Consider the following 10,895-nt stretch of genomic DNA (forward strand, 5'->3'; position numbering starts at 1 on the left):
GTGGCGAAACTGCTCGTGCGAAAGACATACTTCCGCACCGACGCAGTATCACCTCCACATGGGGTTGCACGGCCGAGTTATCCACGCGTTGCAAAGCGGGACAATTGCGGTCGGCAATAATTTTGTTTTAGATAATTGCGCGCACAATCGCGTTTCGTTGCTCTTTCCAGCATCAGAAGGCGCACGGCGCGCAACGCCTTGCCAGCCGCAGGGCCGTGAATGGGGGCGAGAATGGCCAGTCTGGATAGTATCGATCGTCGGCTGCTTGCAGAATTGCAGGCCGAAGGGCGCGTAACCAATGTCGAACTGGCGCAACGTGTCGGGCTGACCGCGCCGCCTTGCCTGCGCCGGGTCCGCGCGCTCGAGGAAGAGGGCGTGATCCAAGGTTACCACGCCGAACTCGACGCCTCGAAACTGGGATTCGCGATCACCGTGTTCGCGATGGTCAGTCTGAAGAGCCAGGCGGAAAGCGCGCTGCGCGAGTTCGAGGATCACATGAAGCAACTGCCCGAGGTCCGGGAATGCCACATGCTAAACGGCGAAATCGACTTCATCCTCAAGATCGTCAGCCGTGACTTGCAGAGCTTCCAGGAGTTTCTCACCAGCAAGCTGACGCCGGCGCCCAATGTCGACAGCGTCAAGACTTCGCTCACGATCCGCACGGCTAAGCACGAACCCGGCGTTCCGCTGGAATAAGGCCCGACCGCGCAATTCGCGCTGGGTCAGCCTCGCTCAGTCTTCGCGTTCTTCGAGCCAGTCCTCGAGCCACTTGATCGAATAGTCGCCGCTCAGCACATCGTCCTGCTGGAGCAGTTCCCGGTGCAGCGGGATGTTCGTCTTCACGCCTTCGACGACCATTTCCTCGAGGGCGCGGCGCAGCCGCATGATGCAGCGTTCGCGCGTGCGCCCATAGACGATCAGCTTGGCGACCATGCTGTCGTAGTAGGGCGGGATGCGATACCCGGCGTAGAGCCCGCTATCGACCCGCACATGCATGCCACCAGCCGGGTGGTAGGAGGTGACGAGGCCGGGCGAAGGAGCGAAGGTGAACGGGTCTTCCGCATTGATGCGGCATTCGATCGCGTGGCCCTTGAACTCGATATCCTTCTGCTCGCACGACAGCGATTTGCCATCTGCGATGCGGATCTGTTCGCGCACCAGGTCCACGCCGGTAATCGCCTCGGTCACGGGGTGCTCGACCTGCAGGCGGGTATTCATCTCGATGAAATAGAACTCGCCATCTTCCCACAGGAACTCGATCGTGCCGGCGCCGCGATACTGCATGTCGCGCATCGCCTGCGCGCAGACCTCGCCCATACGCGTGCGATCCTCGTCCGAGATCACGGGCGAGGGCGCTTCCTCGAGCACCTTCTGGTGCCGGCGCTGGAGCGAACAGTCGCGCTCGCCGAGATGGATCGCTCCGCCGCGGCCGTCGCCGAACACCTGGAATTCGATGTGGCGCGGATTGCCGAGATACTTCTCGATGTAGACAGTGGCGTCGCCGAAGGCTGCCTTCGCCTCGCTCCCTGCCTGTTTCATCAGGGTTTCGAGCTGGTCTTCGGCCTCGCACACCTTCATGCCGCGACCGCCGCCGCCCGAAGCGGCCTTGATGATGACCGGGTAGCCGATCTCGGCAGCGATCTGGCGCGCTTCGTCGTAGTCGGACACCGCGCCCGCCGAGCCGGGGACCAGCGGCAGGCCGAGTTCGCCGGCGGTCTTCTTGGCCTGGACCTTGTCGCCCATTGTCCGGATATGCTCCGGCTTGGGTCCGATCCAGGCGATGTCGTGCGCCTCGACGATTTCGGCAAACCGGGCGTTCTCCGACAGGAAGCCGTAACCGGGATGGATCGCATCGGCATGGGCGACTTCCGCCGCCGAAATGATCGCCGCGATGTTGAGGTAGCTGTCGGTCGCGCTGGGCGGTCCGATGCAGACCGCGTGGTCGGCCAGCCGGACGTGCATCGCGTCGGCATCTGCGGTCGAATGGACGGCAACGGTCTCGATGCCCATTTCGTGCGCGGCGCGATGGATGCGAAGCGCGATTTCGCCGCGATTGGCGATCAATATCCGGCTGATGCCCATCGTTCGATTACCCGATGACGACCAGCGGCTGGTCGAATTCCACCGGTTGCGCGTTTTCCACGAGGATCGCCGTGACCTTCCCGTCCTTCGCAGCGTGGATCGGGTTCATGACCTTCATCGCCTCGATGATGAGGACGGTATCGCCCTTCTTGACCGTGTCGCCGACCGAAACGAAGTCGGCCGCGCCGGGTTCGGGGGCGAGATAAACCGTGCCGACCATCGGCGATTTCTGGGCATCGGCATGGCTTGCCGCGGCATCCGCACTCGCATTGTCGGCCACCGGAGCTGCAGCCGCCGCCGCAGGGGCCGCCATGATCGGAGCAGGCGCTGCCATAGCGACCCCGCCACCGCGCGACACGCGGATCTTGCGATCGCCGTCTTCAACCTCGATTTCGGTGAGACCGGATTCCGCCAGCATGTCAGCCAGCTCGCGAACCAGGTTCGTATCGACATTCATGCCGGACGTACGCGACGCCTGGCTCTTGCTATCGGCCATAATGGCTCCATCGCTGATTTCGTGCGGGGCTGCCTATTCACGCGAATTGTGGCTGGCAAGGGGCGAAGGGTCACAATTCACCGTTCGCGACTGCATCCAGTGCGATGAGATAGCTGTCCGCGCCGTGTCCTTGGACGGTCATTGCGGCCGCCATGCCTACGTACGACAAGTGGCGGAATTCCTCCCGCGTGGACGGATCGGACAGGTGCACCTCGACCACCGGCACCGTGATGGCCTTGATCGCATCGAGCAGCGCGATCGAGGTGTGCGTATAGGCTGCAGCGTTGAGCAGGACGGCCTTCGCGCCCAGCGCCTGTGCTTCGTGCAGCCAGTCGACCAGCTCGCCTTCGTGGTTTGTCTGGCGGAACTCGGTTCGCAGGCCGTGGCCGGCAGCATTGTCCTCGACCATCGCGGCGATATCGTCGAGCGTCCGATGGCCGTAGATCTCCGGCTCGCGCATGCCGAGCAAGTTCAGATTGGGCCCGTTTAGAACATAGACGAGGTCGGCGGCGGTGTCGGATGCGCTCATGCGTGCAGCCTCTAGCTTGCTGCGGATTTGCGATCCAGCCCGTCTTGCAGCGCCAGTTTCGCGCGCCTAACCAGCGGACATGGACTACACCGGCATACCCGTCATTTCCGCCACCGGGCTGTTCACGCCCGAAGACAGCATCACCAACGAAGAACTCGTCGCGAGCTTCAACGCTTACGTGGAGCGTTTCAATTCGGAGAACGCCGAGGCGATCGCGGCTGGCGACATCGAGCCATTGCAGCCGAGCTCGGTCGAGTTCATCGAGAAGGCCAGCGGGATCAAGGCGCGCCACGTTATGGCGAAGGAGCCGGTGCTCGACCCCGCGATCATGGCGCCCCGCTGGCCCGAACGGCCCGACGAGCAACTCTCCATCCTCGCAGAAATCGGCGTGAAAGCCTGCCGGCAGGCGCTCGAGCGGGCGGGGCGCGACGTCGCCGATGTCGACGCGGTGCTGTGCGCGGCCTCAAACATGCAGCGACCCTATCCGGCGATGGCGGTGGAAATCCAGGACGCGCTGGGCATCGACGGCTTCGGCTTCGACATGAATGTCGCGTGCTCGTCCGCCACGTTCGGGATACAGACCGCCGCGGACTACATCCGTGCAGGCAATGCGCGCAGCGTTCTGGTCGTAAGCCCCGAGATCACCAGCGGACATCTCAACTGGCGCGACCGCGACAGCCATTTCATCTTCGGCGACGTGGCGACTGCCGTGCTGGTCGAGGACAAGGCGATCGCCCCGGAGCAGCACTGGGAAATCCTCGGCACGAAGCTCAAGACGGTGTTCTCGAACAACATCCGCAACAATTTCGGCTTCCTCAACCGTGCGCATCCCGAAAGCGCCGACGCGCCGGACAAGTTGTTCGTTCAGGAAGGGCGCAAGGTATTCAAGGAAGTGGTGCCGATGGTCGCGACGATGATCTGCGAAGAGGCGGACAAGCTCGGCATCGATCCGCAAACCTTGCGACGCCTCTGGCTGCATCAGGCGAATGCCGGGATGAACCGGCTCATCGCCCAGCGCGTGCTTGGCCACGAGGCGAGCGACGACGAAAGCCCGACGGTGCTCGACACCTATGGCAACACGTCGAGCGCTGGATCGATCATCGCATTCGACCTGCACAATGCGGACCTGGCGCCGGGCGATACCGGCCTTATCTGCAGTTTCGGGGCCGGTTATTCGGCCGGGACGGTGTTCGTCCGCAAGGTGGGCTGAGCGCGAAGATCCAGCCGCGCGTCCCACCATTTCAGGACTGCGCCTGCCGACCACCAGATCGCCGAGACCGCCACGATCGCGACCAGTCCGTCGACCGCGTAATGGTAGGCGAGGTGGACCGAACTGATCCAGGTGATGACGAAGAAGCCGAGAAAGAACGCGCCGAGAAGGCGCGAGATGCGGCGCATCGCCAGCCAGAACAGGAAAGCCATCGCGACATGCATGCTCGGCATGGCGGTGATCCCCGCGCCGAGGCCGTTCTCCTTGGCGTTGTGCCATTCGACCAGCAGTTCCTGCACCCGCAGGGTCATGATCGGGACCTGCTCGTTGGCGGCATGGAGATAGGCCATCTGTGCGGCGAAGTGGTCATTCCCGAGCAGGGGTTGCAGGAACACCGGGCCGACGCTCGACAGGAAGGTGGCGAGCAGGCCGCCGATCAGAGACCAGGTCATGAAGAAGGCGAGCATGTACTGCCGCATGACCCGCGCGCCGGCTGCAAAGAACAGGATGTAGATCGTCCCGACGTAGGGGAGCAGGATCCATGTGTGATAGAGGAAGGCGAGCGTCGCGGTTACGACGGGAAAGCCTAGTGCCGGTTGCAGGACTTGCCAGGCATCGTGGCCGAAGAAAATCGCCTGGTCCCACGCAATGAAGGTCGCATCCCAGCTGTACGGGTTGAACAGCGGAATCATCGATTTCATCGCCGAGAACAGCGGCATCATGACGACCAGCATGGCAAACAGCGGCAGCCTGGCAAGGAAGGCGGGCGAGGTGGCGAGAGCGGAATAACGCTCCCGCACGAAAGAAATCGGGCTGTCGGGCCGGTTGGCGATCAGCAGGACAAGCAGGTGAACGAAGCCGAGCACCAGGATCGCGGCGAAGTAGAGCCGGAAATTGCGCGCGACCGTCTCGATATTGGGCGGCTGGCCGTAGACGACCTGCAGCGTCCACACGACTGCCAGAAGGCCCAGCGATATGATGTAGATCGGTATATCGCGAGCGATCTGGTGCCAGGCACCGGAAGGCCTTCCAGCCATGTCAGAGTTGTCTACGTCGCTCACCCGTCCGTCCCGTCGCGCAATCTAGGTCGCGTCCAGCGTTACGCGGACATGGTTAACGCTTCGTATGCAGGCTGGTGGGTTCGCCGGTGCATGTTCGAGCGCCTTGCCGCATTGGGTGCGAGCGCCTAGACGGCGCAAATGGCAGGTGAATTACTGGACAACAAGGGTCGTGGCGATGTCAGCTGGAGCTGGCCCCCGATCCATCCCGAAGGTCGCAAGTACGGGCTGATCGCAGTCGCCGTCTCGCTTCTTTTCATATTTCTCGACTGGGAGATCGTCGGCTGGCCGCTGCTCGCGCTGTCGGCAGGCGTGTTCGCTTTCTTCCGCGATCCCGAACGCGTGGTGCCGCAGGCCGACGATGCGATCGTCGCGCCGGCCGACGGACTGGTCTCGTTGATCGCCCAGGTCGCTCCGCCGCCCGAACTGATCGGCGACGATGCCAGCGGATCGCGCGGCCTGTCGCCCGAGCCGGTGACGCGCATCTCGATCTTCATGAGCGTGTTCGATGTCCATATCAATCGAGCGCCTATCGCCGGTACGATCCAGCGACTCGTCTATATCCCCGGCAAGTTCATGAACGCCGATCTCGACAAGGCGAGCGAAGAGAATGAGCGTCAGCACATCCTGATAGAACGTCCCGATGGCATGCAGATCGGCTTTACGCAGATTGCCGGGCTCGTCGCGCGGCGGATCGTGCCGTTCGTCAAGCCGGGCGACATCGTCGCGGTCGGTCAGCGGGTGGGGCTCATCAGGTTTGGCAGCCGGGTAGACGTCTACCTCCCGGCCGGAACCGACGCACAGGTACTGCTCGGCCAGAAGATCATCGCGGGCGAAACAATCCTCGCGCGGGTCGGGCAGCAGCAATTGCTCGAAGGGCTCGCGCAATGATGGGTTCCGACGACGACGATCCGCGCTACGATGACGGCGGACGCATCGGGCCGAAGGCTGCCGAGGACGAAGAGATAAAGACCGGCGGCGGACGAGGGCTGTCGATCAAGGCAGTCATCCCCAATGCCGTCACCGCGGCTGCGCTGTGCGCCGGGCTGACCGGCATCCGGTTCGCTATCACCGCAGACTGGGACAAGGCGATTATAGCCGTGATCCTCGCAGGCGTGCTCGACGGAATGGACGGACGCATTGCGCGCCTGCTCAATGCCCAGTCGCGCTTCGGAGCGGAAATGGACAGTCTTGCCGATTCGCTCAGTTTCGGGATGGCTCCGGCGCTGATCCTCTACCTGTGGACGCTGCAGGACTGGTCGCGATTCGGCTGGTTTGCGGCGCTGGCGTTCGCGATCTGCTGCGCCCTGCGGCTTGCCCGCTTCAATGCGCGTATCGATGTCGACGAGCAGCCGCACAAGTCGGCAGGCTTCCTGACCGGCGTTCCGGCGCCGGTGGGGGCGGGACTGGCCTTTCTTCCGTTCTATCTGTGGATGGCGACCGGCGAATCTGCTTTCCGCGAGCCAATCGCCGTAGCCGCATGGATCGCGGTCATCGCTTTCCTGATGATCTCGAACATGGCGACGCTGAGCTGGACTTCGCTTCGCCCGCGCCGGAATGTGCGGCTTGAACTGATTGCGATCGTAGGGATGTTCTTCGGCGGTCTGCTGATCGAACCGTGGTGGTCGCTCGCCGGGATCTGCGTGCTCTATCTTGCGCTGATGCCGTATGGTCTGTGGCGTTACAGCAAGGTCAAGCGGCGGCGGGCAGCCGGCGCCGCGTAGAACGCGGTGTATTGAACGCCCCGCCGTGACGCGTGACGGCGAAGGTTCGCATCTCGGGCAGACGGGCGAGCGCAATCTCTTCCTTGTACCGCGCCGCAGGCATGAGGGTGTGGGTCGCCCGTGCCGTCCGCCGCAAATTGCCGTAGGCGTTCCAGCCACGCACCGCGCTGTCCGCGAGAACTCCGAACGTTGCGACCAGGGTGACTGCGAGCAGGGCGATCAGGCTGAGAGTGAGCAGCATCGTCATCGTTCCATCTTGTGGCACAGCCCTGTTGACAGGCTGTGGAAATCTAGGTGAAAACACCGAATTGCCCCGGTGGTTTCCGACGGTGATTGCTTTGTTCTCTTTTTGTTCTGACTAGTCAAGCGATTTCGGGCCGATCCCTGTAATTTTGTCGATGAATTGAGGCTGGATTTCCCCGGCCAGAGCCGCTAGATGCGCGCCCGTCGGAAGGGATTCGGCCATCTCGGCCAAACTTCCCATGTCCGGCAAATCCACATGGACGGCACACATACCGGTGCCCTGGCGGGATCTCCGCCATCGGGTTTCCAGCTGTCCAGAGGCATAACCGGAAAGGAATTTACTATGGCGGCTCCTACCGTCACGATGCAGCAATTGATCGAAGTCGGGGCCCATTTCGGCCACCAGACCCACCGCTGGAACCCGCGGATGAAGCCGTACATCTTCGGCGCCCGCAACGGCATCCACATCATCGACCTTTCGCAGACCGTTCCGCTCATGGCACGTGCGCTCGACTTCGTGCAGCAGACCGTCCGTTCGGGCGGCAAGGTCCTGTTCGTCGGCACCAAGCGCCAGGCGCAGGAGCCGATCGCCCAGGCAGCCCGCGCTGCTGGACAGCATTTCGTCAACCACCGCTGGCTCGGCGGCATGCTGACCAACTGGAAGACGATTTCGGGTTCGATCAAGCGCCTCAAGACGCTCGAGGAACAGCTTTCGGGCGACACCAGCGGCCTGACCAAGAAAGAAGTTCTCAACCTCACGCGTGAGCGCGACAAGCTCGAGCTTTCGCTCGGCGGCATCCGCGACATGGGCGGCATACCCGACGTCATGTTCGTGATCGACGCCAACAAGGAAGACCTCGCGATCAAGGAAGCCAATGTGCTCGGTATCCCGGTCGTCGCGATCCTCGATACCAACGTCGATCCCGAAGGCATCGCCTTCCCGATCCCGGCCAACGATGACGCGGCGCGCGCCGTGCGTCTCTACTGCGATGCCATCAGCGAGGCCGCCACGACCGGTCGCGGTGAAGGCGTGGTCGATTCGGGCCGCGACGTCGGCGCCATGGCCGAACCGCCTGCCGAGGCTGCTGCCGACGCGTAACCTGCGCGTCGCACGCGAGTGCGAAGGCATGATTTGGGCGCGCGCCGGGCAATCGTTGCTCGGCGCCCCCATGAACTATTTACACGAAGGATACACAGATGGCTGCTTTTACCGCCGCTGACGTAAAAGCCCTGCGCGAGAAGACCGGCGCAGGCATGATGGATGCCAAGAAGGCGCTCGAAGCTTCGGACGGCGACGTCGAAGCTGCAGTCGACGCGCTGCGTGCCAAGGGCCTTGCTACCGCCCAGAAGAAGTCGAGCCGCACGGCTGCAGAAGGCCTCGTCGGCGTTGCCGTCGAAGGAACCAAGGGCGTGGCGGTCGAGGTGAACTCGGAAACCGACTTCGTTGCCAAGAACGACAAGTTCCAGGATTTCGTGCGCAAGACGACCCAGGTCGCCGTGGCGCAGGGTTCGGACGACGTGGAAGCGCTCAAGGGCGCGGCCTATCCCGACGGTGGCACTGTTTCCGACAAGCTGACCGACAACGTCGCGACCATCGGCGAGAACCAGCAGGTCCGCCGCATGAAGACCGTTTCGGTAAACAACGGCGTGATCGTGCCTTACATGCACAATGCGGTTGCCCCCGACCTCGGCAAGATCGGCGTGCTGGTCGCGCTCGAGAGCGAGGGTGACAAGGCCAAGCTCGAGGAACTGGGCAAGAAGCTGGCGATGCACATCGCGGCCGCTTTCCCGCAGGCGCTGACCGCCGAAGGCCTCGACGCCGAAGTGATCGAGCGCGAGCGCAAGATCGCCGCCGAGAAGGCCGCCGAAAGCGGCAAGCCCGAAAACGTCCAGGAAAAGATGGTCGACGGCGCGATCGCGAAATACGCCAAGGAGAACGCTCTCCTCAGCCAGGTCTTCGTGATGGACAACAAGACGCCCATCTCGCAGGTCGTCGAACAGGCTGCCAAGGACGTCGGCGCCAAGGTCGAACTGGTGGACTATGTCCGCTACCAGCTCGGCGAGGGCATCGAGAAGGAAGAGAGCGATTTCGCAGCAGAAGTTGCCGCAACGCGCGGCGCCTGAGCGACTTCCAAACCATTCGGATCAGGCCGTCGGGTTCGTCCCGGCGGCCTTTTTCGTGGGGCCTTTCCCTTTGCGCCCCAGCGGGTTCGCCGCTAAGGAACCGCAACCCTCCCCGGACCGGACAAGACACACCCATGACCGCCACGCCCTACAAACGCATCTTGCTGAAGCTTTCGGGCGAGGTGCTGATGGGCGACCAGCAGTTCGGAATCGATCCGTCTTTCGTGGCCGAGCTGGCCAAGGAAGTAAAAGCGGCCAAGGAAACCGGGCTTGAAATCTGCCTGGTCATCGGCGGCGGCAACATCTTCCGCGGCATGGCCGGCGCGGCGCAGGGAATGGACCGCGCGCAGGCCGATTACATGGGCATGCTGGCGACGGTCATGAACGCGCTTGCAATGCAGAACGCCCTCGAACAGCTCGGCGTGCAGACTCGCGTGCAGTCCGCGATCCAGATGGACGCCGTGTGCGAGCCCGTGATCCGCCGCAGGGCCGAACGCCATCTCGAAAAGGGGCGGGTGGTGATCTTTGCCGCAGGCGTCGGCGCGCCTTATTTCACGACCGATTCCGGAGCTGCCCTGCGCGCCGCCGAAATGCGCTGCGACGCCTTGTTCAAGGGGACCAGCGTGGACGGCGTCTATGACAGCGACCCCAAGAAGAACGCCGACGCAAAACGTTTTGAAACCGTCAGCTACGATCGCGTGCTGGCAGACAACCTGAAGGTGATGGACGCCTCCGCCGTTGCGCTGTGCCGCGACAACGACATCCCGATCGTGGTCTTTTCGATCCGCGAGAAGGGCAATCTTGCGCGCGTGCTGTCGGGCGACGGAGTCCAGACGATAGTGAAAGAGGACGCCTGACAATGGCAAAGTACGACAAAGCCGACATCGAGCGCCGCATGAACGGTGCCGTAGAATCCCTGAAGAGCGATCTGTCCGGCCTGCGGACGGGTCGCGCCAACACCAGCCTGCTCGATCCCGTGGTCGTCGAGGTCTACGGCGCGATGATGCCGCTGAACCAAGTCGCCACCGTGTCCGCGCCCGAACCGCGGATGCTGAGCGTGCAGGTCTGGGACAAGGGCAATGTCACCGCGGTCGAAAAGGGAATCGCCAAGGCAAACCTCGGCCTCAACCCGATGATCGACGGCCAGAACGTCCGCCTGCCTCTGCCCGACCTCACCGAGGAACGGCGCAAGGAGCTCGCGAAGCTCGCCGGCGAATACGGCGAGAAGGGCAAGATCGCGATCCGGAACGTGCGGCGTGACGGCATGGAAGCGCTCAAGGACGACGAGAAGGCCAAGGAAATCTCCGAGGACGAGCGCAAGCGCTCCGAGGATGACGTCCAGAAGCTGACCGACAAGTATGTCGCGGAAACCGATGTCGCGGTCGAAAAGAAGGTGCAGGAAATCCTGAGCCAGTAACGGTCGGGCGGA

Annotated in this window: 13 protein-coding genes; 8 read left to right on the forward strand and 5 right to left on the reverse strand. The window is 63.1% G+C overall.

Annotated features, from left to right (window positions below; translation table 11 throughout):
• Positions 1 to 231: 231 nt before the first annotated feature.
• Complete coding sequence (locus tag GRI48_RS11505; RefSeq protein ID WP_160676168.1) at positions 232 to 696, forward strand: Lrp/AsnC family transcriptional regulator; 465 nt, start codon at positions 232 to 234, stop codon at positions 694 to 696.
• A gap of 36 nt (positions 697 to 732) precedes the next feature.
• Here GRI48_RS11505 and accC read toward each other — a convergent pair whose 3' ends face one another.
• From accC to GRI48_RS11520, 3 genes are all read right to left on the reverse strand, one after another.
• Complete coding sequence (gene accC / locus GRI48_RS11510; protein ID WP_160676171.1) at positions 733 to 2,082, reverse strand: acetyl-CoA carboxylase biotin carboxylase subunit; 1,350 nt, start codon at positions 2,080 to 2,082, stop codon at positions 733 to 735.
• 7 nt (positions 2,083 to 2,089) lie between these two features.
• On the reverse strand, positions 2,090 to 2,578 hold the full coding sequence (gene accB, locus GRI48_RS11515) for an acetyl-CoA carboxylase biotin carboxyl carrier protein (protein WP_160676174.1): 489 nt from the start codon (positions 2,576 to 2,578) through the stop codon (positions 2,090 to 2,092).
• Positions 2,579 to 2,648: 70 nt separating this feature from the next.
• Positions 2,649 to 3,107 carry a type II 3-dehydroquinate dehydratase gene (locus GRI48_RS11520; protein ID WP_160676177.1) on the reverse strand — a complete coding sequence of 153 codons (459 nt, stop codon included), beginning with the start codon at positions 3,105 to 3,107 and terminating at the stop codon, positions 2,649 to 2,651.
• 79 nt (positions 3,108 to 3,186) lie between these two features.
• On the opposite strand from GRI48_RS11520, the gene GRI48_RS11525 reads away from it, so the two are divergent.
• On the forward strand, positions 3,187 to 4,317 hold the full coding sequence (locus GRI48_RS11525) for a beta-ketoacyl-ACP synthase III (RefSeq protein WP_160676180.1): 1,131 nt from the start codon (positions 3,187 to 3,189) through the stop codon (positions 4,315 to 4,317).
• Here the strand turns inward: GRI48_RS11525 and GRI48_RS11530 are convergent.
• A complete protein-coding gene (locus GRI48_RS11530) occupies positions 4,278 to 5,378 on the reverse strand; it encodes a phosphatase PAP2 family protein (protein WP_160676183.1) in 1,101 nt (366 codons plus the stop codon). The genes GRI48_RS11525 and GRI48_RS11530 overlap by 40 nt on opposite strands.
• 138 nt (positions 5,379 to 5,516) lie before the next feature.
• On the opposite strand from GRI48_RS11530, the gene GRI48_RS11535 reads away from it, so the two are divergent.
• Together GRI48_RS11535 and GRI48_RS11540 are read left to right on the forward strand one after the other, a co-directional pair.
• Positions 5,517 to 6,266 carry a phosphatidylserine decarboxylase gene (locus tag GRI48_RS11535; RefSeq protein ID WP_160676185.1) on the forward strand — a complete coding sequence of 250 codons (750 nt, stop codon included), beginning with the start codon at positions 5,517 to 5,519 and terminating at the stop codon, positions 6,264 to 6,266.
• Positions 6,263 to 7,099, forward strand: coding sequence for a CDP-alcohol phosphatidyltransferase family protein (locus GRI48_RS11540; protein WP_160676188.1), 837 nt, complete (start codon positions 6,263 to 6,265; stop codon positions 7,097 to 7,099). Before GRI48_RS11535 ends, GRI48_RS11540 begins: the two co-directional genes overlap by 4 nt.
• On the opposite strand, the gene GRI48_RS11545 is transcribed toward GRI48_RS11540, so the two are convergent.
• Entirely contained in the window at positions 7,068 to 7,346 is a 279-nt protein-coding gene (locus GRI48_RS11545) for a hypothetical protein (RefSeq protein WP_160676191.1), read from the reverse strand. The two genes, GRI48_RS11540 and GRI48_RS11545, sit on opposite strands and share 32 nt — an antisense overlap.
• A gap of 339 nt (positions 7,347 to 7,685) precedes the next feature.
• On the opposite strand from GRI48_RS11545, the gene rpsB reads away from it, so the two are divergent.
• From rpsB to frr, 4 genes are all read left to right on the forward strand, one after another.
• Positions 7,686 to 8,441 (forward strand): 30S ribosomal protein S2, encoded by a 756-nt coding sequence (rpsB, locus tag GRI48_RS11550; protein ID WP_160676194.1) that lies wholly within the window; start codon positions 7,686 to 7,688, stop codon positions 8,439 to 8,441.
• 98 nt (positions 8,442 to 8,539) lie between these two features.
• A complete protein-coding gene (gene tsf, locus GRI48_RS11555) occupies positions 8,540 to 9,466 on the forward strand; it encodes a translation elongation factor Ts (protein WP_160676197.1) in 927 nt (308 codons plus the stop codon).
• A gap of 134 nt (positions 9,467 to 9,600) precedes the next feature.
• Entirely contained in the window at positions 9,601 to 10,323 is a 723-nt protein-coding gene (pyrH, locus tag GRI48_RS11560; protein WP_160676200.1) for a UMP kinase, read from the forward strand.
• A gap of 2 nt (positions 10,324 to 10,325) precedes the next feature.
• A complete protein-coding gene (gene frr, locus GRI48_RS11565; protein WP_160676203.1) occupies positions 10,326 to 10,883 on the forward strand; it encodes a ribosome recycling factor in 558 nt (185 codons plus the stop codon).
• The last annotated feature ends 12 nt before the right edge of the window (positions 10,884 to 10,895 follow it).

Origin of the sequence: Qipengyuania oceanensis, from assembly GCF_009827535.1 — a bacterium.
In the GTDB taxonomy this organism is placed as follows: domain Bacteria; phylum Pseudomonadota; class Alphaproteobacteria; order Sphingomonadales; family Sphingomonadaceae; genus Qipengyuania_C; species Qipengyuania_C oceanensis.

What these genes read in the sequence shown, in the direction of transcription:
- GRI48_RS11505 (WP_160676168.1), top strand. Translation starts at nt 232, where the DNA reads ATGGCCAGTCTGGATAGTATCGATCGTCGGCTGCTTGCAGAATTGCAG.
- accC (WP_160676171.1), bottom strand. Translation starts at nt 2,082, where the DNA reads ATGGGCATCAGCCGGATATTGATCGCCAATCGCGGCGAAATCGCGCTT.
- accB (WP_160676174.1), bottom strand. Translation starts at nt 2,578, where the DNA reads ATGGCCGATAGCAAGAGCCAGGCGTCGCGTACGTCCGGCATGAATGTC.
- GRI48_RS11520 (WP_160676177.1), bottom strand. Translation starts at nt 3,107, where the DNA reads ATGAGCGCATCCGACACCGCCGCCGACCTCGTCTATGTTCTAAACGGG.
- GRI48_RS11525 (WP_160676180.1), top strand. Translation starts at nt 3,187, where the DNA reads ATGGACTACACCGGCATACCCGTCATTTCCGCCACCGGGCTGTTCACG.
- GRI48_RS11535 (WP_160676185.1), top strand. Translation starts at nt 5,517, where the DNA reads ATGGCAGGTGAATTACTGGACAACAAGGGTCGTGGCGATGTCAGCTGG.
- GRI48_RS11540 (WP_160676188.1), top strand. Translation starts at nt 6,263, where the DNA reads ATGATGGGTTCCGACGACGACGATCCGCGCTACGATGACGGCGGACGC.
- GRI48_RS11545 (WP_160676191.1), bottom strand. Translation starts at nt 7,346, where the DNA reads ATGACGATGCTGCTCACTCTCAGCCTGATCGCCCTGCTCGCAGTCACC.
- rpsB (WP_160676194.1), top strand. Translation starts at nt 7,686, where the DNA reads ATGGCGGCTCCTACCGTCACGATGCAGCAATTGATCGAAGTCGGGGCC.
- tsf (WP_160676197.1), top strand. Translation starts at nt 8,540, where the DNA reads ATGGCTGCTTTTACCGCCGCTGACGTAAAAGCCCTGCGCGAGAAGACC.
- pyrH (WP_160676200.1), top strand. Translation starts at nt 9,601, where the DNA reads ATGACCGCCACGCCCTACAAACGCATCTTGCTGAAGCTTTCGGGCGAG.
- frr (WP_160676203.1), top strand. Translation starts at nt 10,326, where the DNA reads ATGGCAAAGTACGACAAAGCCGACATCGAGCGCCGCATGAACGGTGCC.